The sequence below is a fragment of the Pseudomonas sp. JAI111 genome (genome assembly GCF_024809425.1).
Taxonomy (GTDB): Bacteria; Pseudomonadota; Gammaproteobacteria; order Pseudomonadales; family Pseudomonadaceae; genus Aquipseudomonas.
In genome coordinates this window covers 356,716-380,849 of record NZ_JANUCB010000006.1, presented here as the reverse complement: position 1 = coordinate 380,849, position 24,134 = coordinate 356,716, and the positions used below count along the sequence as shown (strand labels likewise).

Here is a 24,134-nt window from a genome sequence, read left to right as displayed (position 1 = left end):
GATGGTAGTGTGGGGTTTCCCCATGTGAGAGTAGGTCATCGTCAAGATTAAATTCCGAAACCCCTATCTGCGTATGCAGGTAGGGGTTTTGTTTTGCCCGCAGGAAAGTTCGTACAGCATCTTCAGACGGCTTCCGGCTGTCACAGTCTCCCGACAGTGCTAAGGTTCGGCCCTAGATTTTGTCATTTCCCAAGGAAGCTTTTATGCCGGACGCCGCGTCCCTCAATGCCGGTTTTATGGTGGTTCAAAGCAACAGTCTGGATGAACTGCGTAGCCTGGTGATCAGCGTAATGCGGAACTACCCGCTAGCTCCCTTGGAAAATGAAATCGCCCTGGTTCAGAGTAATGGCATCGCCCAGTGGCTGAAGCTGGCGTTGGCCGAAGACCCGGAAGATGACGATATGGGCGGCTGCGGAATTGCAGCTGCCATCGATGTTCAGTTACCGGGCAGCTTCATGTGGCAGCTTTATCGCATGGTCCTGGGGCGTGATGAAATTCCGGTCAAATCCCTGCTCGATAAAGCACCACTGACCTGGCGTCTGATGCGATTGCTCCCGCAGCTGATCAATCAACCACATTTCGAACCGCTGCAACGCTTCCTCACCAACGACACTGATCTACGCAAGCGCTACCAGTTGTCAGAGCGACTGGCAGATCTGTTCGACCAATACCAGGTGTACCGGGCCGACTGGCTGGAGGATTGGGCGGAAGGTCGTCATCAGCTGCGAAATGTCAGAGGCGAAGCCAAGCCCCTCACCCCGGCCAACTGTTGGCAGGCAGAACTGTGGCGCGCACTGTTGCTGGATGTTGGTGAACAGGGCATGGCTCAAAGTCGTGCCGGAGTTCATCAGCGATTTATTGAGCGTATCAACAGCCTCGACGTGGCGCCCAAAGGACTACCTTCCCGTGTGATTGTTTTCGGGATCTCCTCTCTCCCCGCTCAAGCGCTGGAAGCTCTGGCCGGACTCGCCCGATTCAGCCAGGTCTTGCTTTGCGTACACAACCCATGTCGTCACCATTGGGCAGACATCGTCGCTGATAAAGACCTGTTGCGGCATCAATACAAACGTCAGGCCCGCAAGAGCGGCATGCCTGTCGTGCTCGATCCACAGACCCTTCACCAACATGCCCATCCGCTATTGGCGGCCTGGGGCAAGCAGGGGCGAGACTACATTAATCTGCTCGATAGCTACGACGACCCCAATAGCTATCGTTCGGCATTTCGTGATGGGCGCATCGATTTGTTCAGCGATAGCCAGCCACGGAATATGCTCAACCAACTGCAAGACGACATCCTTGAGCTACGTCCACTGAATGAGACTCGCGAGCAGTGGCCGGCCGTCGATCTGAGTCAGGACGAGTCGATCCGCTTCCACATCGCCCATAGCGCGCAACGCGAAGTAGAGATCCTCCACGATCAGTTACTCGCGCGCTTCAGTGCTGATCCCGAGTTGAAGCCGCGCGACGTGATTGTGATGGTCCCGGACATCGACAGCTATGCACCGCATATCCGCGCGGTGTTCGGCCAACTGGATCGCTTCGATCCGCGCTTCATACCATTCACGCTCGCGGACCAAGGCCAGCGCGGTCGTGATCCGCTGCTTATTGCCGTCGAGCATCTGTTGAAGCTCCCCGACAGCCGCTTCCCTGTCAGCGAGATCCTCGATCTGCTGGACGTTCCCGCGCTGCGTGCTCGCTTCGGTGTAGAAGAGCGTGATCTGCCGACCCTGCACCGCTGGATCGAAGGCGCCGGCATTCGCTGGGGCATGAACGCCGAGCAGCGTGCGGGTTTGGGATTGCCTGAAGCGCTGGAGCAAAACAGTTGGCGTTTCGGCCTGCGCCGGATGCTGCTCGGCTATGCCGTTGGCAGCGCCAGTGCCTGCGACGGTATCGAGCCTTACGATGAAATCGGTGGCCTGGATGCCGCGCTCATCGGTCCTTTGGTTGCGTTGCTGGACGCGTTGGAGGTTGCCCATCAGGAACTCACGCAACCGGCGTCACCCAAGCAATGGGGCGTCAGGATGCAGGCGTTGGTGCAGTTGTTTTTCCAGGCCAGCAATGAGCATGACGATTACTTGCTGGCCCAACTCGAAGAATTGCGTGAAACCTGGCTTGAGACCTGCGAATCAGTAGGCTTGCATGATGACCTGCCGTTGACCGTGGTCCGTGAAGCGTGGCTGGCAGGACTCGACCAGGGGCGCCTGTCTCAGCGTTTTCTGGCGGGAGCTGTCAACTTCTGCACGTTGATGCCAATGCGGGCGATCCCGTTCAAACTCGTCTGCCTGCTCGGCATGAATGATGGCGATTACCCTCGAGCGCAACCACCGCTGGACTTCGATCTGATGGGCAGCGACTACCGCCCGGGTGATCGTTCCCGACGCGAGGATGACCGCTATCTGTTGCTGGAGGCGCTGTTGTCGGCTCGCAACCAACTGTATATCAGCTGGGTCGGTCGCAGCATTCGGGACAACAGTGAGCGCCCGGCTTCGGTATTGATAGGCCAACTTCGCGACCACCTCGCCAGTGGCTGGCGATTAGCAATCGGCAGTGACCTGCTTGAAGCCATGACGCAAGAGCACCCTTTGCAACCCTTCAGCGCGCGCTATTTTCATGAGGGCGATGACCTGTTCAGCTACGCCAGCGAGTGGCAGGTGCTGCATCAAACCGGCGAACTGGCGACGGATGTTCAGACGCTCGATGACTACATTCAAGAGGAACCGCTGAGTCTCGGTCAATTGCAGGATTTCCTGCGTAACCCGGTGCGACATTTTTTCAGTCAGCGACTGAAGGTATTTTTCGAGGCGGCTGAAGCTCCCTTGGCCGATGAAGAGCCCTTCGTACTCGACGCACTTCAGCGCTATAGCCTCAGTGACAGTTTGCTTGGCGCTGCGCTGGGGCAATTGGCGCATGTCGATTCGGCGCTTGAGACGCAGGCAAGGCGTCTGCAAAACAGTGGTCTCCTGCCTATGGCCGGGTTCGGCGAATCCCTACAGCGAGAGCTGATCGAACCATTGCCGGATCTGTTGCAACGCTACCAACAACTGCTGACATTGTGGCCAACAGCGCTAACCAGTGCGTTGCCAGTGAACCTGGAGCTGGAAGGTCTTCGTCTGGAGGGCTGGCTCAGTGGCTTGTACCAGCGTGCAGACGGCGGCTTGCTATCGGTTACCACGATTCCCAACAGCATTGGTTCGATCAAGACCCGCAAGTGGCATCGCCTGACCCGATCATGGGTCAATCATTTGGTGGCCTGCGCCAGCGGCATGTCGATGACCACGGCGTTGGTCGCCAGTGACGATAGTTTGCTGCTGGCTCCGTTGGAGAAGGACGTAGCATTGCGCACCTTGGGCCAACTGTTACAAGCATGGAAAGAAGGCATGTGCCAACCGCTGCCGATCGCGGTGAAAACAGCTTTTGCCTGGCTCTCCCAGACAGACCCGGTCAAAGCCGACGACGCCGCTCGAAAAGCCTATGAAGGCGACGGTCAAACCACTGATGGCGAGCGCCGTGAAAGCCCGGCACTCGCTCGGCAATTCGCCGATTACGATGCTCTGATTGCCGCGAACACTTTCCACCACTGGTGCAACACATTGTATAAGCCGATGCTCGAAGCCCCCTGGCGTTCGTTGAACAGCGAGGAGGCGCGCGCATGACCACGAAAACACCACTGGCCCTGGCATTCCCCCTGAGTGGCAGCCAACTGATCGAAGCCAGCGCCGGTACTGGCAAGACTTTCACCATTTCCGCGTTGTACCTGCGTCTGGTCCTCGGGCACGGTGGCGAATCGGGTGGATTTGGGCGTGAATTGTTGCCGCCACAAATCCTCGTTGTGACATTCACCGATGCCGCGACCAAAGAGTTGCGCGAACGTATTCGCACACGTCTGGCTGAAGCCGCGCGGTACTTCCGTGAGGAGATCAAGGCCCCCGACAGCCTCATCGCTGAACTGCGTGATGAATATCTGCCGGAACAGTGGTCAGGCTGCGCCAACCGCCTGGACATCGCCGCACAGTGGATGGATGAAGCTGCCGTATCGACCATCCACAGTTGGTGCCAGCGCATGTTGCGCGAGCACGCATTCGACAGTGGCAGCCTGTTTACCCAAACCCTTGAAACCGATCACAGCGATTTGCTGGGCGAAGTGCTGCGCGATTACTGGCGGCTGTTCTGTTATCCGATGCAAGGCGATGCCCTGAACTGGGTGCGAAATAATTGGGGAGGCCCGGCGGCGTTATTGCCTCGTGTCCGTGGTTTGTTCGCCAGCGAACGGAACAGTGTCGAAGGTAAAGAGCCTGCCGAACTCATCGCCGAGTGCCTGCAGGAACGACGAACTGCTTTGCTCGAGCTCAAGATGCCTTGGCGCCAATGGGTGGACGAGCTGCTTGCTCTCTGTCACCAAGGCGTTGCGAGCAAGAGCGTCGACGGTCGAAAGATGCAGGCACGTTATTTCGAACCCTGGTTCGAAAAAATAAAGGCCTGGGCCGAAGACGAGTCCCTGGAGCAGCTGGATATCGGCACCGGCTTCACTCGTCTGACCCCGGATGGCATGGCCGAAGCCTGGAAGGGAGACGCCCCACGTCACCCGGGGCTGGACGCCATGCCCGGTCTCAAAGCGAGCCTCGATGGGTTGCCTACCCCTGACGCGGCTGTCCTGCAACACGCCGCTCAATGGGTGAGTGCACGGTTCGAGGAAGAAAAGCGTCGCCGCGCGGAGATGGGGTTCGATGACATGCTGCTGCGCCTTGATGCGGCATTGCAGTCCGATGGCGGCGAGCGTCTCGCGACCCTGATTCGTGAGCAGTTTCCTGTGGCACTGATCGATGAATTTCAGGACACCGACCCGGTGCAGTACCGGATTTTCGAAAGCATCTATCGCATCGAAGACAACAATCCCGAATGCGGCCTGTTTCTGATTGGCGACCCCAAACAAGCGATTTACGCGTTCCGCGGTGCCGACATTTATACCTACCTGCGGGCACGCCAGGCCACTGCCGGCCGCTTGCATACCCTGGGAACGAATTTCCGGTCCAGCCACGGCATGGTCAGTGCGGTAAACCATGTATTCGAGCGTGCCGAGTCTCGTGAGCTGGGGCGCGGCGCGTTCCTGTTTCGTGAAAAGAACGGCGAGAACCCAGTGCCGTTCCTGCCTGTCGAATCCCAAGGTCGCAAAGAAGTTCTGCAGGTTGACGGTGAAGTCGTCCCCGCCCTGAACATCTGGCACCTGTCCGCCGAGCAGCCATTGTCAGGTGTGGTGTATCGACAACAGCTCGCCGCCGCCTGTGCCAGTGAAATCACCGCGTTGCTCAATGGGGGCGAAGCAGGTCGAGCGGGCTTCATCGAGGACGGCAAGGATTTCAGACGCCTCTTGCCTGCCGACATCGCGATTCTGGTTCGTGACGGCAAAGAGGCCCAGGCCGTGCGTGGCGAACTCTCTGCACGCGGCGTGCGCAGCGTTTACCTCTCGGACAAGGATTCGGTCTTCGCCGCGCAAGAAGCCCACGACCTGCTGACCTGGCTCAAGGCTTGCGCCGAGCCGGATATCGAGCGGCCACTTCGAGCCGCGCTGGCTTGCATCACACTGAACCTATCCCTGGCTGAACTGGAACGTCTGAATCAAGACGAGCTCGCTTGGGAGGCCCGGGTCATGCAATTTCGCGGATATCGCGAACTGTGGCGCAAGCAAGGCGTGTTGCCCATGTTGCGGCGCCTGTTGCATGACTTCCAGTTACCTGAGGCGTTGATCGCGCGCAGTGACGGCGAACGTGTCTTGACCAATTTGTTGCACCTGTCGGAGTTGTTGCAGCAGGCCGCTGCCGAACTCGATGGGGAGCAAGCGCTGATTCGTCATCTATCCGAACATTTGGCATTGTCCGGTCAGGCCGGTGAAGAACAGATCCTGCGTCTGGAAAGCGATGAGCAACTGGTCAAGGTCGTGACCATTCACAAGTCCAAGGGGCTGGAATATCCGTTGGTGTTCCTGCCGTTCATCTGCTCGGCAAAACCAGTGGATGGCAGCCGCTTACCGCTGCATTTCCACGACGCAAGCGGCAAGGCTCAGGTGACCCTGAAGCCGACTGCCGAATTGATTGCCCTCGCCGATGATGAGCGCATGGCCGAAGACCTGCGGTTGCTCTATGTCGCCCTGACCCGGGCACAACATGCCTGTTGGCTCGGCGTGACAGATCTCAAGCGCGGCAATAACAACAGTTCGGTGCTGCACCTTTCTGCGCTGGGTTATTTGCTGGGTGGCGGTGCTCCACTGACCGAATCCGCAGGCTTGAAACGCTGGCTGGAAGATCTTCAGCAAGACTGCCCGGCACTGAGCTATGGAGAAATGCCTGAGGCGACAGCCGACCATTATCACCCGCCACGCAATGAAGCGAGGTTGCTTGCGCCGCTGATACCCAAGCGCAAGGCGAGCGAAAACTGGTGGATCGCCTCCTACAGTGCGTTGCGTATCGGCGACATTCTGAGTGTGGGCAGCGATGAAGCCCCGGAGAACCCGCAAGCGCAAAAGCTCTTTGACGACGAGCGCCTCGATCCACAAGCGCCGCGAGAAGTTGTTGCCGGTGGCGCTGATATCCATCGTTTCCCCCGTGGCCCGAACCCCGGGACCTTTCTCCATGGTTTGCTGGAATGGGCCGGCGATGAGGGGTTCTGTGCGGCCCCGCAAGTCGTGGAAGACGCCATTGCCCGTCGCTGCAATCGTCGGGGCTGGGAAGGCTGGATCACCACGCTGAGCGATTGGCTGCAACACTTGCTCAAGTCTGCGTTGCCCATCGGTGATGGGCAGACCCCGGTCATTTTCGAGCAACTCACTCAGTACCGCGTCGAGATGGAATTCTGGTTCGCCAGTCATAAAGTCGATGTGCTCAAGCTCGATGAACTGGTGCGCCAATACACCCATAACGGCGTCGCTCGGGTGGCCGCCGAACCGGTATTGCTCAACGGCATGTTCAAGGGCTTCATCGACCTGACATTCGAACACGAAGGTCGCTACTACGTCGCCGATTACAAATCCAACTGGTTGGGGCCCGATGACTCGTCCTACACCGAGCAGGCCATGGAGCAGTCGATTCTCGACAATCGTTATGACCTGCAATACGTACTGTACCTGTTGGCCCTGCACCGCCAGCTAAAGGCGCGGCTGCCGGATTACGATTACGACCGGCATGTCGGGGGGGCGCTGTACCTGTTCCTGCGTGGCACGCGGGCACTCACCCAAGGTGCGTATTTTGCCCGCCCACCCAGAGAGCTGATCGAGCGCCTTGACCGGCTGTTCCAAGGCAAGCCGGAACCCAAGGCCGAACCCGCCTGGGAACAGGGAGAACTGTTATGAGTCGCACCTTCGCCGATTTGCTGCCCACGCCATTGGCAGCCGAAAGCCTGGCGGACCTGGCGCCCCTGACTCGGGCAGATGACCTGCTGCTATTGCTGACGCGCTGGGTGGAACGTGGCTGGCTACGGGCGCTGGACAAAGCCTTTGTTGCCTTCCTCCACGAACTCGCCCCCGACGATGATCCGTTGGTGCTGCTCGCCGCCGCGTTGACCAGTCACCAACTGGGCCACGGCCACGTCTGCCTGGATTTGTTCGAAACGCTGAAAGAACCGGACTTCGCCCTGTCGCTGCCGCCGGAAGGCGATGTGCAAAGTGGTGCGATGTTGTTGCCATCGCAACTGCTTGAAGCACTGGACGGCGCGCATTGGTGCAAGGTCCTGGCATCCAGTCGCCTGGTAGCGCTGGCCGTCGATGGTCGCGAAGAGGCGCAATCACGGCCCTTGGTGCTGTCGGGCAAGCGCCTGTACCTGCGCCGCTACTGGGCTTACGAAAGGCGCATCGACAATGCCCTGCGCTTGCGCCTGGCTGAACACGAAACTACGCCGAATGACCTGTTCCAACGCCTCACGGGGCTGTTCGGTCCGGCCAAGCCCGGTGAAGTGATCGACTGGCAAAAGCTCGCCTGTGCCCTGGCTACCCGCAGCGCGTTCAGCATCGTCACCGGCGGCCCGGGCACCGGCAAGACCACCACGGTCGTGCGGTTGCTGGCGTTGCTCCAGGCGCCAGCAGTGGCGGCGGGCAAACCGCTGCGCATTCGTCTGGCGGCGCCTACCGGCAAAGCGGCGGCACGGCTGACGGAATCCATCAGCCAGCAAGTCCGGACACTGGAAGTCGCAGACACCGTAAGAGACAAAATCCCGTCTGACGTCACCACCGTGCACCGCTTGCTTGGCAGCCGCCCCGGCACCCGGCACTTCCGTCACCACGCCGGCAATCGCTTGCCGCTGGATGTTCTGGTGGTGGACGAAGCCTCGATGATCGACCTGGAAATGATGGCCAACCTGCTCGACGCGATGCCGGCCCATGCCCGGCTGGTGTTGCTCGGTGACAAGGATCAATTGGCCTCGGTGGAGGCGGGCGCGGTGCTGGGCGATCTGTGTCGCGATGCCGAGGCTGGCTGGTACAGCCCGCAAACTCGACAGTGGCTTGAGTCCATCAGTGGCGAAAGCCTGAGCGCCAGCGGTTTGCGTGAGGACACCGACGGCGCTCATCCCCTTGCCCAGCAAGTCGTGATGCTCCGTCACTCGCGCCGATTCGGAGAGGGCAGCGGGATTGGTCAGTTGGCCCGTTGGGTCAACCAGCAGCAGCCCGAAGAAGCTCGCAAACTGTTGCAGGCTCGAAGCCACGAAGATGTGTTTTCTCTGCCCCTCAAAGGTGAGCATGATCGGGCGCTGGAACGCTTACTGCTTGAAGGTCATGGTGAAGGGCCGCAAGGCTATCGTCATTACCTGCATCTGCTGCGCAGCCAGCGTCCGCCGCTCGACAGCTCGCTCGATGATCCACGCTGGACCGATTGGGCGCGTGAGGTGTTGCAGGCTTTCGACGCCTTCCAGCTGTTGTGCGCCGTTCGCAAGGGGCCATGGGGCGTGGAGGGTTTGAATCAGCAAGTCACCGCCGCGCTGCTCAAGGCTCGACTCATCGACAGCGATCAGCAATGGTACGAAGGTCGGCCGGTGCTCATGACTCGCAATGACTACGGCCTGGGATTGATGAACGGTGACATTGGCATTGCCCTCAAACTGCCGGAGCGTGATGGACTGGCGCCAGGCAAGCATGTGCTGCGTGTAGCGTTCCCCCGCAACGATGGTCAGGGCGGCGTGCGCTTTGTCCTGCCGAGCCGACTCAACGACGTTGAAACCGTGTACGCCATGACTGTGCACAAATCCCAGGGTTCGGAGTTTGCCCATACGGCGTTGATTCTGCCGGATGCGCTCAACCCTGTGCTCACCAAGGAGCTGATCTACACCGGGATTACTCGGGCCAAGCACTGGTTCACTTTGATCGAGCCGCGAGCCGGGGTGTTCGAGGAGGCCGTGCGACGCAAGGTCAAGCGCTTGAGCGGGTTGATGCTGGAATGGGAAGAGGGCGTCGAGCCGAGTCATTGAAGGGGCGGCGCAGGATGGCGGGAACTGGCCGAATCGGTGCCGCACCTGTCCTCGCTGGTGTTCCGACCCTATGCTATCGTTGCGGCATCATTTCGTTACTGTCTCAAAGAGAATCCTGCATGAAGGTGGCTGTCCGGACGACAGGACGCGTCGTTGGCTGCAAGCAAATGCTGCTTGCAGGTGTTCTCTGCTTGCTGACCGGCGTGGTTTTCGCTCAGGCGCAAACCCCTGGGAGCATGGCCGATCAACGCGCCAAATCGGTCACTCAGGTCGTCCTCGGGATTCTCAGTTATGCACGCTGGCCAGTTGAGCCCGCCCAATTACGCCTGTGCGTGGTCGGCCCCACCGAGTACACCGACGACCTGGTCAAAGGCACGACCCAGGCCACTGGCCGGCCCGTCACCGTGCAACGGTACTTGGCCGAAAACCCGTCGATTGTCGATGCGTGCGATGCGGTGTACATCGGCAAGCTCACCAGTGATGAGCGCAGTCGACTCTTTGCCTCGTTGACAGGACGCCCTGTGCTGAGCATCAGCGAAAGCGACGATCAGTGCACCGTCGGCAGCCTGTTTTGCTTGCGGGTCAGTGATGATCAGGTGTCTTTCGAGGTCAACCTCGACTCCGTCGCCCGCAGCGGCGTACGCATTCACCCCAGTGTGCTGCAATTGTCCCGTCGCAAGTCGGCGGCGCCATGATTCTATTCACACCGGGTGATCGCCCCACCTTGCGCTCGGTCATCGGCCGCGGGCACTTGATCGTCGCGCTGGTGGGCGTAGCCATGGCGAGCATCTCCCTGACATTGTTGGGTGTGCTGGCGTTGCGGGTGTATGCCGACCACAACCTGCACCTGATCGCGCGTTCGATCAATTACACGGTGGAAGCCGCAGTGGTGTTCAACGACAAAGCGGCGGCCACTGAGGCGCTGGCGTTGATCGCCTCCACCGAAGAAGTCGCCGACGCCCAGGTGCTGGATGAAAAGGGTCGGTTACTGGCGCGCTGGCAGCGACCGGATAGTGGTTTGTTCTCCGACCTGGAATTGCAGATCGCGAAAACGTTTCTGGAAAAACCCATCATCATGCCGATCGTTCACCAAGGCCAGGAGGTCGGCAGCATCCAGCTGACCGGTCACGGCGGCAGCCTGCTGCGTTTCTTGCTCAGCGGTCTGGTGGGAATCGTCCTGTGCACGGCCATCAGTGCCTGGGTCGCGCTCTATCTGGCACGCCGACAGCTTCGCGCCATAACCGGCCCGCTGCGCCGCCTCGCCGCCGTCGCGCACGCCGCCCGCTGCGACCGAGCCTTTGACCGGCGCGTGCCACCTGCCGAGATCGCTGAACTCAATAACCTGGGCAATGACTTCAATGCGTTGCTCGGTGAACTCGAATCCTGGCAGACCCATCTGCAAAGCGAAAACGAAACCCTGGCGCACCAGGCCAGTCACGACAGCCTCACCGGATTGCCGAACCGGGCATTTTTCGAAGGGCGCCTGATCCGTGCGTTGCGTAATGCCAGCAAGCTCAACGAGCGGGTGGCGGTGCTGTTTCTCGACAGCGACCGCTTCAAGGAAATCAATGATGGCTTCGGTCATGCCGCCGGCGATGCGGTGCTGATTGCCGTCGCCAGCAGGATTCGTGCGCAGTTGCGCGAAGAAGACCTGGTCGCGCGTCTGGGCGGCGATGAGTTTGCCGTGTTACTGACGCCGCTGCACAAAACCGAAGACGCGGAACGGATTGCCGACAAGATCCTGGCCAGCATGGAAATACCGATCCAGCTGCCGGGCAGCACCCATGTGTTGACCTCTTTGAGTATCGGTATCGCGGTATATCCAGATCATGGGTCCACACCGGGCGCTTTGCTCAATGCCGCCGACGCGGCCATGTACCAAGCCAAGCGTGTTTCCAGAGGCGCGCAACACACGGCAGGGTCGGAGCACCCTGTCGCCCATGTTCAATCCAGGAGCTGACTGCTTTGTTTTCGATCACTCGACATTCCCTGCGTTTTTTCACGATCAGCCTGTTCATGGCCTTGCTGGCATTGGCCGGCTGCCAGACGGCCCCGCAAAAGGGCCTGACCCCGGGCCAAATCTCCGTGCTCAAACAGCAGGGCTTCGAGCTGACCGATGACGGCTGGGCGTTTGGCTTGTCCGGCAAAGTGCTGTTTGGCAGTGACGACGATGGTCTGAACGCCGCCAGCACCGAGATCGTCGAACGCATCGGCAAGGCCTTGCTGGCGGTTGGCATCGAGCGCGTGCGGGTCGACGGTCACACCGATGCATCGGGCAAAGAGTCCTATAACCAGACGCTGTCTATGCGCCGCGCGAAAAGTGTCGCCAACGTCCTGACAACGGTCGGCATGAAAGAAGAAAACATCCAGTTGCGCGGCCTGGGCAGTAATGAGCCGGTGGCCTCCAACAACAGCGCTGCGGGCCGAACCGAAAACCGTCGAGTGTCGATCGTTGTGAGCGCCGGTTAATCGGCGAACAGCATCTCCCGGCTTTCGCCCATCAACAGGCTCTGATTCTGCTCAGTCACCTCACGGATGTAATCCCACAACAGGGTGATCCGCTTGAGCTTCCTCAAGTCTTCGCGGCAGTACATCCAGAACTGCCGGGTAATGTGGATCTCCTCCGGCAGCACCGGCAGCAAGCGCGGGTCTTGAGCCGCCAGGAAGCACGGCAGAATTGCCAGTGAGCGCCCTTGTTGTGCCGCGACGAATTGGGCGATCACGCTGGTGCTGCGCAGATTGGCGCTGGCGCCAGGCAAGACGTTCGCCAGGTACAGCAGCTCCGAGCTGAAGGCCAGGTCGTCCACATAACTGATGAATTGATGCTTGCCCAAGTCTGCGGGGCGGCGAATCGGTGGGTGCTTGTCCAGATAATCCTGAGTCGCGTAGAGCTGCAGTTTGTAGTCGCAGAGCTTGCAACAAACGTAAGGACCGTGCTCCGGACGTTCCAGGGCAATGACGATATCCGCCTCACGCTTGGACAGGCTGATGAAGTGCGGTAGCGGCAGGATATCGACCGAGATCGCCGGGTAGGCATCGACGAAATGGCTCAGCTGCGGGGTGATGAAAAAGCTGCCGAAACCTTCGGTGCAGCCCATGCGCACATGCCCGGACAACGCCACGCCGGAACCTGAAACCTGTTCGCAGGCCATGTGCAGGGTGCTTTCAATCGATTCGGCATAACCGAGCAGTCGCTGACCTTCGGCGGTCAGGACAAAGCCGCTGGTCCGGGATTTCTCGAACAGCAAAGTGCCCAACGCGGCTTCCAGTGAACTGATGCGCCGCGAGACCGTGGTGTAGTCCACCGCCAGTCGCTTGGCCGCGGTGCTAGCCTTGCGGGTACGGGAGACCTCGAGGAAAAACTTGAGGTCATCCCAGTTCAACGAGCCTAAAGACGTGATGTTTTTTTGCATGATGGACCGGCTTTTATGTGCGTTCTTATCAGAAGTTTGCACATCTATACTCCAGGAACAGCCGGATAATCAATTCGCGGCAACCGCTTCATTGCAAGGCGACCTTTCGCCTTGGCTCCCCAGACAGCTCTCTACATAAGAACAATTTCCCGGAGACCCAATATGAACGCAACACTCACGCCAAACGAAACCACTGTGCAGAAGGTCAAGTTGTTGATCAACGGCGAGTGGGTCGAGTCGCAGACCACCGAGTGGCACGACATCGTCAACCCGGCGACCCAGCAAGTGCTGGCCAAGGTTCCGTTTGCCACCGCGCAAGAAGTTGACGCCGCGATCAGCGCCGCCCATCGCGCCTTCCAGACCTGGAAACTGACGCCAATCGGCGCGCGGATGCGCATCATGCTCAAGCTCCAGGCGTTGATTCGTGAACACTCCAAACGCATCGCCGTGGTGCTCAGCAACGAGCAAGGCAAAACCATCGCCGACGCTGAAGGCGATATCTTCCGTGGCCTGGAAGTGGTCGAACACGCGTGCTCCATCGGCACCCTGCAAATGGGCGAGTTCGCCGAGAACGTCGCTGGTGGCGTCGATACCTACACCCTGCGTCAGCCAATCGGCGTGTGCGCCGGTATTACCCCGTTCAACTTCCCGGCGATGATTCCGCTGTGGATGTTCCCGATGGCCATCGCTTGCGGCAACACCTTCGTGCTCAAACCGTCGGAGCAGGACCCGATGTCGACCATGCTGCTGGTGGAGCTGGCGATCGAGGCCGGCGTTCCGGCTGGCGTGCTCAACGTTGTTCACGGCGGTAAAGACGTAGTGGACGCACTCTGCACCCACAAGGACATCAAGGCTGTGTCGTTCGTTGGTTCGACCGCGGTCGGCACTCACGTCTACGACCTGGCGGGCAAACACGGCAAGCGCGTGCAATCGATGATGGGCGCGAAGAACCACGCCGTTGTGCTGCCGGACGCCAATCGTGAACAAGCGCTCAATGCTTTGGTTGGCGCCGGTTTCGGCGCGGCCGGTCAACGTTGTATGGCCACCTCCGTAGTGGTGTTGGTGGGCGCGGCCAAACAATGGCTGCCAGACCTGAAAGCGTTGGCGCAGAAACTGACGGTGAATGCCGGCAGCGAGCCCGGCACTGACGTCGGCCCGGTGATCTCGAAAAAAGCCAAGCAGCGAATTCTTGATCTGATCGAGAGTGGCATCAAGGAAGGCGCCAAGCTTGAGCTGGACGGTCGCGACATCACGGTTCCAGGCTTCGAGCAGGGCAACTTTATCGGCCCGACCCTGTTTTCCGGTGTGACCACCGACATGCAGATCTACACCCAGGAAATCTTCGGCCCGGTGCTGGTGGTCCTGGAAGTCGCGACCCTCGATGAGGCCATTGCCCTGGTCAACGCCAACCCGTTCGGCAACGGCACGGGCCTGTTCACCCAAAGCGGTGCGGCAGCGCGCAAGTTCCAGAGCGAAATCGACGTTGGTCAGGTCGGCATCAATATTCCGATTCCGGTGCCAGTCCCGTTCTTCAGCTTCACCGGTTCGCGCGGTTCCAAACTCGGCGACCTCGGCCCGTATGGCAAGCAAGTGGTGCAGTTCTACACTCAGACCAAGACCGTCACCAGTCGCTGGTTCGATGACAGCAGCGTCAACGACGGTGTGAACACCACCATCAACTTGCGTTAAGGAGCCGGACATGAAAATCGCTTTTATCGGTCTCGGCAACATGGGCGCGCCGATGGCGCGCAACCTGATCAAGGCTGGCCACTCGCTGCGGCTGGTCGATCTGAACAAGACCGTTCTGGCTGAGCTGGAGCAATTGGGCGGCAGCATCAGCGCTTCGGCGCGTGAAGCGGCCCAAGACGCAGAAATGGTGATCACCATGCTGCCTGCCGCTGTACATGTGCGCAGCGTATGGCTGGGTGAAGACGGCGTGCTCGCTGGTATCGGCAAGGGTGTACCCGCCGTGGATTGCAGCACCATCGACCCGCAAACCGCGCGCGATGTCGCAGCAGCTGCGGCCAAGCAAGGCGTGGCTATGGCCGATGCGCCGGTGTCTGGCGGGACGGGCGGAGCGGCGGCGGGCACGCTGACCTTCATGGTCGGCGCCACGCCTGAACTGTTCGCCACCCTGCAACCGGTGCTGGCGCAAATGGGCCGAAACATTGTTCATTGCGGCGAAGTCGGCACAGGCCAAATCGCCAAGATCTGCAACAACCTGCTGCTGGGGATTTCCATGGTCGGCGTCAGTGAAGCCATGGCCCTGGGCGATGCTCTGGGGATCGACACCACGGTGCTGGCCGGGATCATCAACAGTTCCACCGGGCGTTGCTGGAGTTCGGAGATGTACAACCCATGGCCGGGCATCGTCGAAACGGCTCCGGCGTCGCGCGGCTATACCGGCGGTTTCGGTGCGGAACTGATGCTCAAGGATTTGGGGTTGGCCACGGAAGCGGCACGTCAGGCGCACCAACCGGTGATGCTCGGCGCGTTGGCCCAGCAGTTGTATCAGGCGATGAGCCAGCGTGGAGAGGGTGGAAAAGACTTCTCGGCGATCATCAACAGCTATCGCAAACCCCAATAAGGGGACATTCCGGGATTGTGGCGAGGGGGCTCGCCACAAGCTCGTGTAACGCTATTTGCCGGGAGACCACGTCGGGTGGTCCCCCGGTTTTTTGCATCAGGCAAACACGAAATACTTGCGTACGGTTTCAACCACTTCCCAGGTGCCTTTCATCCCCGGCTCGATGACAAAAATATCACCGGCACGCAGGTGGATCGGCTCTTTCCCTTCCGGGGTGATGATGCAATAGCCTTCGCGGAAATCGCAGTATTCCCACTTCACGTATTCCACGTACCACTTGCCCGGCGTGCAGATCCAGGTGCCCATGATCTTGCTGCCGTCTTCGCTGGTGTAGGCATTGAGGTTGACGGTGTGCGGGTCGCCTTCGAGTTTTTCCCATTTGCAGGCGTCGAGCACCGGCAGTGGGTGGGTATCGCGAAGGACGGTAATCGGTGCGGTCATGTGGACTCCGGGACAGTGGACTAGAGAACTGAAGTCGCACCCTATAGCGCCGATCCCCCGGCCAGTTGTCTGGGGTCGACATCGAAGTATCCAGAAGCGCGCGAACTCGAAACTAAAGGGTCAACGCCTCGAGCAGCGCCTTCGCGTAGCCGGGCAACACGGCAAAGTCCCGGGCGCCGATCAGGAGTTTGCGCTGGGCCCATGAATCTCGCAGCGCGAGGCTCTTGAAGGGTGGATCCCCCGGCCAGCGCTCGACGGCCGCGAGGGGCACGATCGCCAGCCCGGCACCGCGAGCGACCATGCGCATCACCCCGTCGAAACCGTCGGCGCGCACGCGGATCTTCAAGCGCGAACCGATGTGCAACGCCTGTTCTTCGAGGTACACGGCCAGGGCGCTGTTGGCGTTCAGGCCTACGAAATCGTGGTGCAGGGTGTCGCTGAAACTCAAGGGTTCGCTGTCGGCCAGCGGATGGTCGGGCGGTAGGATCAGGACCAGCGGGTCATCGCGAAAGGCGCGGGTCTGCAGGTCACTGGTGTCGACGGCGTCGGACACGATACCCAAGTCGGCCGCGCCCTGACGCAACGCGTGGGTGATGCGGGCGCTGGGCAGCTCTTGAAGGTCGATGTCGAGATTGGGATGCCTGCGCAGAAAGTCGGCGAGCAACTCTGGCAGGTATTCGGTGATCGCCGTGGTGTTGCACAGCAACCGTACCTGGCCTTTGACGCCTTTGGCGTATTCCGCGAGATCCTGTTGCATGCGTTCGGCCTGTTGCAGCAAGGTCCGGGCGTGTTTGGCCAACGCCTTGCCAGCCGGTGTGGGCGCGACGCCGCGACGACCGCGTTGCAGAAATTCGATACCGAGCGAAGCCTCCATGGCGCGGATTCGTGCGCTGGCCGCTGCCAGCGACAGATGACTGCGGGCGGCTCCGGCGGTGATGTTGCCCGTGTCGAGGATATGCAGGTAGAGGCGCAGGTCGGTGAGGTCGAAGTGCATTGTCACAGCCTCGGGAGGTTTGTTGTCTGGGCGGACGCTTTCGCGGGCAAGCCCGCTCCCACAGGGATCTTCAGTGAATAGAGAATTCATATTCACATCGGCCAACTGTGGGAGCGGGCTTGCCCGCGATGGCGTCCGCGACCGCAGCGAAAGTTTCAGCCTCTGTCAAGGCAAGAGGCAGCCTCAGTATATGGCAGATTTTCAAGCGGCCAGTCGAGGCTCACCATAGCCCCATGAATACTCTCGCCGCGTTCTATCAAAACCTTGGTCTGGCCCTTTCGTTATTGGTCATCGCCACCTTCTTGCTGGCCGGCATGATCAAGGGCGTCATCGGGCTCGGCCTGCCCACCATCGCCATGGGGTTACTCGGCCTGGCTATGGCGCCGTCACAGGCTGCTGCGCTGTTGATCATTCCAGCGACTCTCACCAATGTCTGGCAGTTGGCATTCGGCGGGCACTTGCGTGGGCTGGTCCAACGGCTGTGGCCGATGCTGCTGGCGATCTTCATCGGCACCGGCGTCGGTACGCTGTGGATTGGCATGGCGGGTGGTCATTGGGTGGTGCGGGGTTTGGGCGCTGCGTTGTTGCTCTATGCGTTGAGCGGATTGTTCCTGCCGACCTTGCGCGTCGATGGCTCAGGCGAGCGCTGGCTTGGCCCGGTGTGCGGCTTGCTGACCGGCATCATCACCTCGGCCACCGGCGTCTTCGTGATTCCGGCGGTGCCTTATCTGCAAGCCCTTGGTTTGCCCCGGGATGAACTGGTGCAGGCGCTGGGACTGTCGTTCACCGTCTCGACGCTCGCACTGGCCGCCGGGTTGTTTTGGCGCGGCGCGTTGGGGAGCGGCGAATTGAGCGCGTCATTGCTGGCGCTGATCCCCGCGATCCTCGGCATGTTACTGGGCCAATGGCTGCGTCAGCGGATCAGTGCCGTGTTGTTCAAACGCGTGTTCTTCGTGGGCCTCGGGGTGCTCGGCAGCCACTTGCTGATCAACGGGTAGCGGACGACGGGCTGAGCATGTCGATGGCGCGGATATCGAAATCCCGTTCCAGGTACTCCATGCGCATCTCCCGGAACTGCGCCATGTGCGGCAGGTTCGAGTGCACGTCGAGGTGGGCCTGGGACTGCCAGATCTCGTAGAAGATAAACAGCGACGGGTCCTGTTTGTCGCGCAGCATGTGGTACTCGATGCAGCCGGGCTCGGCGCGACTCGCCTCTACATAACCGCTGAAAAAAGCTTCGAAGGCGTCGGATTTTTCCGGGCGGGTCTTGGCGTGCAGGATGAAGCCTTGCAAATCACTCATCAAAAAAACTCTTGAAGTCAGAATCGGCCGCAAGTCTACGGCAACAATTGCCGGTCGATTTGTGCGCGTGAGTCAAATGAGTTTTGCCCGTTTGCCGCTTACTCCGCGCGAGGCAGATCGCTAACCTGCCGCCATCCAATTTCTGACCCTTATGAGACCTTTCATGAAAAAAGTCCTGTTGCTCAATGGCGGCAAAAAATTTGCCCACTCCGATGGCCGCTATAACACCACCCTGCACGACACCGCGCTGAGCGTGCTGGATCGCGGCGGTCTGGACGTGAAAACCACGTTCATCGACGAGGGATACGACGTCGCCGAAGAAGTCGCCAAATTCCTTTGGGCCGACGTGATCATTTATCAGATGCCTGGCTGGTGGATGGGCGCGCCGTGGACCGTCAAGAAGTACATCGACGAAGTCTTCACCGAAGGTCACGGCAGCCTCTACGCCAGTGACGGCCGCACCCGTTCCGACGCCTCGCAAAAATACGGCAGCGGTGGTCTGGTGCACGGCAAGCAATACATGTTGTCGCTGACCTGGAACGCGCCGCAGCAAGCCTTCGACGACCCGACCGACTTCTTCGAAGCCAAGGGCGTGGACGCGGTGTACTTCCCGTTCCACAAGGCCAACGAGTTTCTCGGCATGACCGGTTTGCCGACGTTCCTGTGTGTCGACGTCATGAAACGCCCGAACATCGAAGCCGATGTCGCACGCTATGAGCAGCATTTGACCGAGGTCTTCGGCCTGCCGGCGTAAGGTTCCTTTTGCCCCGCATCCAGCTACTATCAAGCCAGTTTTTGAATGAGGGGCATCCGTGAAAGCCAGATCCGATGAATTGCAGATTTTCGTCTGCGTGATTGAGTGCGGGTCGATTTCCGCTGCGGCCGAACAGGTCGGGCAAACGCCTTCGGCGGTGAGTCGCACGCTGTCGCGGCTGGAGGCCAAGCTCGATACCACGTTGATCAACCGCACCACGCGGCGCATGGACCTGACGGAGGAGGGCAAGTATTTCTTCGAGCACGCCAAGCTGATTCTCGATCAGATGGACGAACTTGAAGAACGCCTCAACTCCCGTCAGCAAACCCCGTCCGGGCGCCTGCGGATCAACGCGGCATCACCGTTCATGCTGCATGCCATCGTGCCGTACATCGATGAGTTTCGCCGGCTTTACCCCGACATCCAGCTTGAACTCAACAGCAACGACTTGATCATCGACTTGCTCGAGCAAAGCACCGACATCGCCATCCGCATCGGCACGCTGGCCGACTCGACCTTGCACGCCCGCTCCCTGGGTTGCAGCCCGCTGCACATCGTTGCCAGCCCCGCTTACCTTGAGCAACACGGCACGCCCAAGACTGTCGAGGAGTTGAGCGGGCACTCATTGTTGGGCTTTACCCACAACGAAGGCCTCAACCAGTGGCCGTTGCGCTATGTGCACGGTGATCGCTGGCCGATCCAGGCGGCGATCGGCGCATCCAGCGGTGAGACGATCCGGCAACTGGCGCTGGAAGGCCAGGGCATTGCCAGCCTCTCGCATTTCATGACCATCGAGGACATTCGTGCCGGGCGCTTGAAAGTGCTGCTGGCCGAATTCAACAGCGGCTACCGCCAACCGATCAACGCGGTGTACTACCGAAACTCGCAACTGGCCTTGCGGATTCAGTGTTTCCTGGACTTCATCCAGGGCAAGTTGGCGGTCTACGCGAATTCGGACTTCAAGGGCTGATTCGTGATTCCTGCGCAAGAGTGAATTGGGTCAACAGGGATTTTTCGCCTGCGATCAGTCCCTGATACTCGTTGCATCACTTATTAACGCAGGGAGTTTCTCCATGAACGTATTCGTTACCGGCGCTGCTGGTTTCATCGGTGGCTCCATCGCCACCGGCCTAGTCCGGGCTGGCCACAAGGTCACCGGCCTGGTTCGCAGCGAAGCACAAGCCAATGAACTGAGCGCACTGGGCATCACGCCGGTGATCGGCACGCTTGACGACAGCGCGCTGTTGGCCAAACAGGCCCAGGCTGCCGACGCCGTCATCAATGCCGCAAGCAGCGACCATCGCGGCGCAGTCGAGGCCTTGCTCAATGCGTTGCGCGGTTCCAACAAAGTGTTCCTGCACACCAGCGGTTCGAGCATCGTCGGCGATGCGTCGGGCGGAAAATCCAGTGACGTCATCTACGTTGAGGACAACCTGCCGGAACCGACCGTCGACAAGGCCGCTCGTGTGGCCATCGACAACTTGATTCTCGCTGCTGCCAAAGATGGCGTGAACTCGGCAGTGATCTGCAACACCCTGATCTACGGCCACAGCCTGGGCGTCAATCGTGACAGCGTGCAACTGCCACGCCTGCTGAAACAGGCGCGCAAAAGTGGCGTGGTGCGGCATGTCGGCACTGGCCAGAACATCTGGTCCAACGTGCACATTGAAGATGTGGTGTGCGTTTACCTGCTGGCGCTGACCAAGAACGTACCGGGCACGTTCTACTTCGTCGAAAGCGGTGAGGCGTCGTTCATCGACATGACCACCGCCATGGCGCAGGCCTTGAAACTGGACGCGCCACAAGACTGGCCGCTCAAGGACGCCGAAGCCGAGTGGGGTTATGAAATGGCCAACTATGGTCTGGGCTCCAACAGCCGAGTGCGTGGCAAACATGCCCGTGAATTGCTGGGTTGGGCGCCGAAGCGGACGTCGGTGGTTGATTGGATTCGTGACGAGATGGTGTGAGTTCGCTGTAGACCGCGTCATCGTTTATCGCGAGCAGGCTCGCTCCCACAGGGGACTTGTGTCGATCCGCAAAAATGGGAACGACGCAGGACAAATGTGGGAGCGAGCCTGCTCGCGATTGCATTTCAGGCGTCCGGACAACTGGCCGGTTCGTCTTCGATTCCGTAACATCCGCTCCCTCTTTTTCGGCCACGTCTTGTGGCCCGTATCGTTGGGTTAGCCATGAAATCAAAAAGTCTGCGCGCCGATGTCCTGGCCGGACTCACCACTTCTTTCGCCCTGCTTCCCGAATGCATCGCCTTCGCGCTGGTGGCTCATCTCAACCCGCTGATGGGGCTTTACGGCGCTTTCATCATTTGCACCCTGACCGCGCTTTTCGGCGGACGTCCGGGCATGGTCTCCGGTGCGGCCGGGTCGATGGCTGTGGTGATCGTTGCCTTGGTGGTGCAGCACGGGGTGCAGTATTTGCTGGCCACGGTATTACTCGGCGGTTTGATCATGCTGGCGTTCGGGCTGCTCAAGCTTGGCAAACTGGTGCGGATGGTGCCGCATCCGGTGATGCTCGGCTTCGTCAACGGCCTGGCAATCATCATCGCGCTGGCTCAGCTTGAGCACTTCAAGAGTGGTGACGTCTGGCTCAGTGGCGCGCCGCTCTACCTGATGACCGGGCTGGTAGTGCTGACGATGGCGATCGTTTACCTGCTGCCGCGCCTGACGCGTGCGGTGCCACCGGCGCTGGTGGCGATTCTGGGCGTGGGGCTGGCGGTGTTTGTGCTCGACTTGCCGACGCGCACCCTCGGCGACATGGCGCACATCGCTGGCGGCTTGCCGACGTTTGCGCTGCCAGACATTCCGTGGAGCCTGGACACTCTGCGGATCATCGCGCCCTACGCGATTTTGATGGCGCTGGTCGGCCTGCTGGAAACCCTGTTGACCCTGAACCTCACCGACGAGATCACCGAGAGCCGTGGCTTCCCGGATCGCGAATGCGTGGCGCTGGGCGCGGCAAACATGGTCTCCGGCGTATTCGGCGGCATGGGCGGTTGCGCGATGATCGGCCAGACGGTGATCAACCTCAGCTCCGGCGGTCGCGGACGATTGTCCGGAGTGGTGGCCGGGGTGCTGATTCTGTTGTTCATTCTGTTTCTCTCGCCGCTGATCGAACGCATTCCCTTGGCCGCGCTGGTCGGCGTGATGTTCGTGGTGTCGCAACAGACCTTTGCCTGGGCGTCGTTGCGGGTGCTGAACAAGGTGCCGCTGAACGATGTGTTGGTCATCATCGCTGTCACGGTCATTACCGTGTTCACCGACCTGGCCACCGCCGTGCTCTGCGGGATCATCATTGCTGCGCTCAACTTTGCCTGGCAGCAGGCTCGCGAGCTCTATGCCGACAGTCATCTGGAAGCCGACGGCAGCAAGCTTTATCACCTGCATGGCACGCTGTTCTTCGCCTCGACCACGCCATTTCTAAATCAATTCGATCCTGCCAACGACCCGCCCGTGGTGACGATCGATTGCCGGCACCTGAGCTTTGTCGACTACTCGGCCATCGCCGCGCTGAAGACGCTGCGTGAACGCTACGACAAGGCCGGCAAGCACCTGCGCGTGCTGCACCTGTCCGAGCGCTGCAAGAAACTGCTCAAGCGCGCCCGGGTGAATCACGACTGAATTTGATGATCGTTCCCACGCAGAGCGTGGGAACGATCGGCATGTAAATTCTCCTATCCGATTTTCATATCGACCGACCGCGCATATCTCTAAGCGACAACCCTTACCCTTGCACGAAAATTAGTTTCACCTCGTTTGAAAATCACCTCTCGAAATGTTTTATGACTTTCACAATCTTTCGACGTGACCCTTTCGAGGAGTACCGCATGACCCTGTCCTTCGGCTATTGGTTGCTGGTGTATGCCGCCATCGCCATCATTGCGCTGATCGTTCTGATCGCCCGTTACCGACTCAATCCGTTCATTGTCATTACCCTGGTGTCCATCGGCCTGGCCTTGCTGGCCGGCATGCCGGCGTCCGGCGTGGTCGGCGCCTATGAGGCGGGTGTCGGCAAGACTCTGGGGCACATCGCGCTGGTGGTGGCGCTGGGCACGATGCTCGGCAAGATGATGGCCGAGTCCGGCGGTGCCGAGCAGGTGGCGCGGACCCTGATCGACCGGTTCGGCGAGAAGAACGCGCATTGGGCGATGGTCTGCATCGCCTTTCTGGTCGGCCTGCCGTTGTTCTTCGAGGTCGGTTTTGTGCTGCTGGTGCCGATTGCGTTCACCGTGGCGCGGCGCGTTGGTGTGTCGATCCTGATGGTCGGTTTGCCGATGGTCGCCGGGCTGTCGGTGGTGCATGCACTGGTGCCGCCGCACCCGGCGGCGATGCTGGCGGTGCAGGTGTACGGAGCGTCGGTCGGGCAGACGTTGATGTACGCAATTTTGATCGGCATTCCGACGGCGATCATCGCCGGCCCGCTGTACGCCAAGTTCATCGTGCCGCGCATTCAACTGCCGGCGGAGAACCCGCTGGAGCGCCAGTTCCTCGACCGCGAACCGCGCGACAGGCTGCCAAGCTTCGGCATCACCATGGCGACCATTTTGTTGCCGGTGGTGCTGATGCTGATCGGCGGCTGGGCCAACCTGATCTCCACGCCGGGCAGCGGGTTCAACCAGTTCCTGCTGTTCATCGGCAATTCGGTGATCGCCCTGTTGCTGGCGACCTTGCTGAGCTTCTGGACCTTGGGCATCGCCCAGGGCTTCAACCGCGAGTCGATCCTCAAATTCACCAACGAATGCCTGGCGCCCACCGCCAGCATCACCTTGCTGGTCGGTGCCGGCGGCGGCTTGAACCGGATTCTGGTGGACGCCGGGGTCACCGACCAAATCGTCAGCCTGGCCCATGAATTTCACCTGTCGCCGCTGATCATGGGTTGGCTGTTCGCCGCGCTGATGCGCATCGCCACCGGTTCAGCCACGGTCGCGATGACCACGGCCTCGGGGATTGTTGCGCCGGTGGCCATTGGTCTGGGTTATCCGCACCCGGAGCTGTTGGTGCTGGCGACGGGCGCGGGGTCGGTTATCTTTTCCCACGTCAACGACGGCGGTTTCTGGTTGATCAAGGAATACTTCAACATGACCGTTGCCCAGACCTTCAAGACCTGGACCGTGCTCGAAACCATCATTTCGCTGGTGGCGTTCGCGCTGACCGTAGGTCTTTCTTACCTGATTTAGTCGGAGCC

At 60.2% G+C, this 24,134-nt stretch carries 18 protein-coding genes; 14 read left to right on the top strand and 4 right to left on the bottom strand.

Annotated features, from left to right (window positions below):
* Positions 1-203 precede the first annotated feature (203 nt).
* From recC to HNR03_RS20750, 6 genes are all read left to right on the top strand, one after another.
* A complete protein-coding gene (gene recC / locus HNR03_RS20775) occupies positions 204-3,653 on the top strand; it encodes an exodeoxyribonuclease V subunit gamma (protein ID WP_259155522.1) in 3,450 nt (1,149 codons plus the stop codon).
* Positions 3,650-7,339, top strand: a complete 3,690-nt coding sequence (recB, locus tag HNR03_RS20770; protein ID WP_259155521.1) for an exodeoxyribonuclease V subunit beta — start codon at positions 3,650-3,652, stop codon at positions 7,337-7,339. The genes recC and recB overlap by 4 nt, the downstream gene beginning before the upstream one ends.
* Positions 7,336-9,444 (top strand): exodeoxyribonuclease V subunit alpha, encoded by a 2,109-nt coding sequence (gene recD / locus HNR03_RS20765; protein WP_259155520.1) that lies wholly within the window; start codon positions 7,336-7,338, stop codon positions 9,442-9,444. Before recB ends, recD begins: the two co-directional genes overlap by 4 nt.
* Positions 9,445-9,563: 119 nt before the next feature.
* Positions 9,564-10,139 (top strand): YfiR family protein, encoded by a 576-nt coding sequence (locus HNR03_RS20760; protein WP_222589659.1) that lies wholly within the window; start codon positions 9,564-9,566, stop codon positions 10,137-10,139.
* Entirely contained in the window at positions 10,136-11,404 is a 1,269-nt protein-coding gene (locus HNR03_RS20755) for a diguanylate cyclase domain-containing protein (protein ID WP_259155519.1), read from the top strand. Before HNR03_RS20760 ends, HNR03_RS20755 begins: the two co-directional genes overlap by 4 nt.
* 56 nt (positions 11,405-11,460) lie before the next feature.
* Positions 11,461-11,913: an OmpA family protein gene (locus HNR03_RS20750; RefSeq protein WP_208672198.1), complete on the top strand. Its 453-nt coding sequence runs from the start codon at positions 11,461-11,463 to the stop codon at positions 11,911-11,913.
* Here HNR03_RS20750 and HNR03_RS20745 read toward each other — a convergent pair.
* Complete coding sequence (locus tag HNR03_RS20745) at positions 11,910-12,857, bottom strand: LysR family transcriptional regulator (protein WP_259155518.1); 948 nt, start codon at positions 12,855-12,857, stop codon at positions 11,910-11,912. The genes HNR03_RS20750 and HNR03_RS20745 overlap by 4 nt on opposite strands.
* A gap of 162 nt (positions 12,858-13,019) precedes the next feature.
* On the opposite strand from HNR03_RS20745, the gene HNR03_RS20740 reads away from it, so the two are divergent.
* Together HNR03_RS20740 and mmsB are read left to right on the top strand one after the other, a co-directional pair.
* Positions 13,020-14,546: a CoA-acylating methylmalonate-semialdehyde dehydrogenase gene (locus HNR03_RS20740; protein WP_222589664.1), complete on the top strand. Its 1,527-nt coding sequence runs from the start codon at positions 13,020-13,022 to the stop codon at positions 14,544-14,546.
* 10 nt (positions 14,547-14,556) lie between these two features.
* On the top strand, positions 14,557-15,444 hold the full coding sequence (mmsB, locus tag HNR03_RS20735; protein ID WP_222589665.1) for a 3-hydroxyisobutyrate dehydrogenase: 888 nt from the start codon (positions 14,557-14,559) through the stop codon (positions 15,442-15,444).
* A 96-nt stretch (positions 15,445-15,540) separates the two neighbouring features.
* On the opposite strand, the gene HNR03_RS20730 is transcribed toward mmsB, so the two are convergent.
* Together HNR03_RS20730 and HNR03_RS20725 are read right to left on the bottom strand one after the other, a co-directional pair.
* The gene (locus HNR03_RS20730) at positions 15,541-15,885 is read right to left on the bottom strand and encodes a cupin domain-containing protein (protein WP_007946320.1); all 345 of its coding nucleotides are present in this window, start codon (positions 15,883-15,885) and stop codon (positions 15,541-15,543) included.
* Between the two features lie 112 nt (positions 15,886-15,997).
* Complete coding sequence (locus tag HNR03_RS20725) at positions 15,998-16,879, bottom strand: LysR substrate-binding domain-containing protein (protein WP_259155516.1); 882 nt, start codon at positions 16,877-16,879, stop codon at positions 15,998-16,000.
* A 233-nt stretch (positions 16,880-17,112) separates the two neighbouring features.
* Between HNR03_RS20725 and HNR03_RS20720 the strand changes: the two genes are divergently transcribed.
* Positions 17,113-17,877, top strand: coding sequence for a sulfite exporter TauE/SafE family protein (locus HNR03_RS20720; protein ID WP_259155515.1), 765 nt, complete (start codon positions 17,113-17,115; stop codon positions 17,875-17,877).
* Here HNR03_RS20720 and HNR03_RS20715 read toward each other — a convergent pair.
* On the bottom strand, positions 17,867-18,181 hold the full coding sequence (locus HNR03_RS20715) for a putative quinol monooxygenase (protein WP_259155514.1): 315 nt from the start codon (positions 18,179-18,181) through the stop codon (positions 17,867-17,869). The two genes, HNR03_RS20720 and HNR03_RS20715, sit on opposite strands and share 11 nt — an antisense overlap.
* A 163-nt stretch (positions 18,182-18,344) precedes the next feature.
* Between HNR03_RS20715 and HNR03_RS20710 the strand changes: the two genes are divergently transcribed.
* From HNR03_RS20710 to HNR03_RS20690, 5 genes are all read left to right on the top strand, one after another.
* The gene (locus HNR03_RS20710) at positions 18,345-18,935 is read left to right on the top strand and encodes an NAD(P)H-dependent oxidoreductase (protein ID WP_090175823.1); all 591 of its coding nucleotides are present in this window, start codon (positions 18,345-18,347) and stop codon (positions 18,933-18,935) included.
* A 58-nt stretch (positions 18,936-18,993) separates the two neighbouring features.
* The gene (locus tag HNR03_RS20705; protein WP_222589669.1) at positions 18,994-19,905 is read left to right on the top strand and encodes a LysR family transcriptional regulator; all 912 of its coding nucleotides are present in this window, start codon (positions 18,994-18,996) and stop codon (positions 19,903-19,905) included.
* A 103-nt stretch (positions 19,906-20,008) separates the two neighbouring features.
* Positions 20,009-20,902 carry an NAD-dependent epimerase/dehydratase family protein gene (locus HNR03_RS20700; RefSeq protein WP_222589670.1) on the top strand — a complete coding sequence of 298 codons (894 nt, stop codon included), beginning with the start codon at positions 20,009-20,011 and terminating at the stop codon, positions 20,900-20,902.
* A 222-nt stretch (positions 20,903-21,124) separates the two neighbouring features.
* Positions 21,125-22,570 carry a SulP family inorganic anion transporter gene (locus HNR03_RS20695; protein ID WP_222589671.1) on the top strand — a complete coding sequence of 482 codons (1,446 nt, stop codon included), beginning with the start codon at positions 21,125-21,127 and terminating at the stop codon, positions 22,568-22,570.
* A 206-nt stretch (positions 22,571-22,776) separates the two neighbouring features.
* Positions 22,777-24,126: a GntP family permease gene (locus tag HNR03_RS20690; protein WP_259155512.1), complete on the top strand. Its 1,350-nt coding sequence runs from the start codon at positions 22,777-22,779 to the stop codon at positions 24,124-24,126.
* Positions 24,127-24,134: the final 8 nt, after the last annotated feature.

Coding starts and splice junctions, on each gene's coding strand:
- recC (WP_259155522.1), top strand. CDS start 204: ATGCCGGACGCCGCGTCCCTCAATGCCGGTTTTATGGTGGTTCAAAGC.
- recB (WP_259155521.1), top strand. CDS start 3,650: ATGACCACGAAAACACCACTGGCCCTGGCATTCCCCCTGAGTGGCAGC.
- recD (WP_259155520.1), top strand. CDS start 7,336: ATGAGTCGCACCTTCGCCGATTTGCTGCCCACGCCATTGGCAGCCGAA.
- HNR03_RS20760 (WP_222589659.1), top strand. CDS start 9,564: ATGAAGGTGGCTGTCCGGACGACAGGACGCGTCGTTGGCTGCAAGCAA.
- HNR03_RS20755 (WP_259155519.1), top strand. CDS start 10,136: ATGATTCTATTCACACCGGGTGATCGCCCCACCTTGCGCTCGGTCATC.
- HNR03_RS20750 (WP_208672198.1), top strand. CDS start 11,461: ATGGCCTTGCTGGCATTGGCCGGCTGCCAGACGGCCCCGCAAAAGGGC.
- HNR03_RS20745 (WP_259155518.1), bottom strand. CDS start 12,857: ATGCAAAAAAACATCACGTCTTTAGGCTCGTTGAACTGGGATGACCTC.
- HNR03_RS20740 (WP_222589664.1), top strand. CDS start 13,020: ATGAACGCAACACTCACGCCAAACGAAACCACTGTGCAGAAGGTCAAG.
- mmsB (WP_222589665.1), top strand. CDS start 14,557: ATGAAAATCGCTTTTATCGGTCTCGGCAACATGGGCGCGCCGATGGCG.
- HNR03_RS20730 (WP_007946320.1), bottom strand. CDS start 15,885: ATGACCGCACCGATTACCGTCCTTCGCGATACCCACCCACTGCCGGTG.
- HNR03_RS20725 (WP_259155516.1), bottom strand. CDS start 16,879: ATGCACTTCGACCTCACCGACCTGCGCCTCTACCTGCATATCCTCGAC.
- HNR03_RS20720 (WP_259155515.1), top strand. CDS start 17,113: ATGAATACTCTCGCCGCGTTCTATCAAAACCTTGGTCTGGCCCTTTCG.
- HNR03_RS20715 (WP_259155514.1), bottom strand. CDS start 18,181: ATGAGTGATTTGCAAGGCTTCATCCTGCACGCCAAGACCCGCCCGGAA.
- HNR03_RS20710 (WP_090175823.1), top strand. CDS start 18,345: ATGAAAAAAGTCCTGTTGCTCAATGGCGGCAAAAAATTTGCCCACTCC.
- HNR03_RS20700 (WP_222589670.1), top strand. CDS start 20,009: ATGAACGTATTCGTTACCGGCGCTGCTGGTTTCATCGGTGGCTCCATC.
- HNR03_RS20695 (WP_222589671.1), top strand. CDS start 21,125: ATGAAATCAAAAAGTCTGCGCGCCGATGTCCTGGCCGGACTCACCACT.
- HNR03_RS20690 (WP_259155512.1), top strand. CDS start 22,777: ATGACCCTGTCCTTCGGCTATTGGTTGCTGGTGTATGCCGCCATCGCC.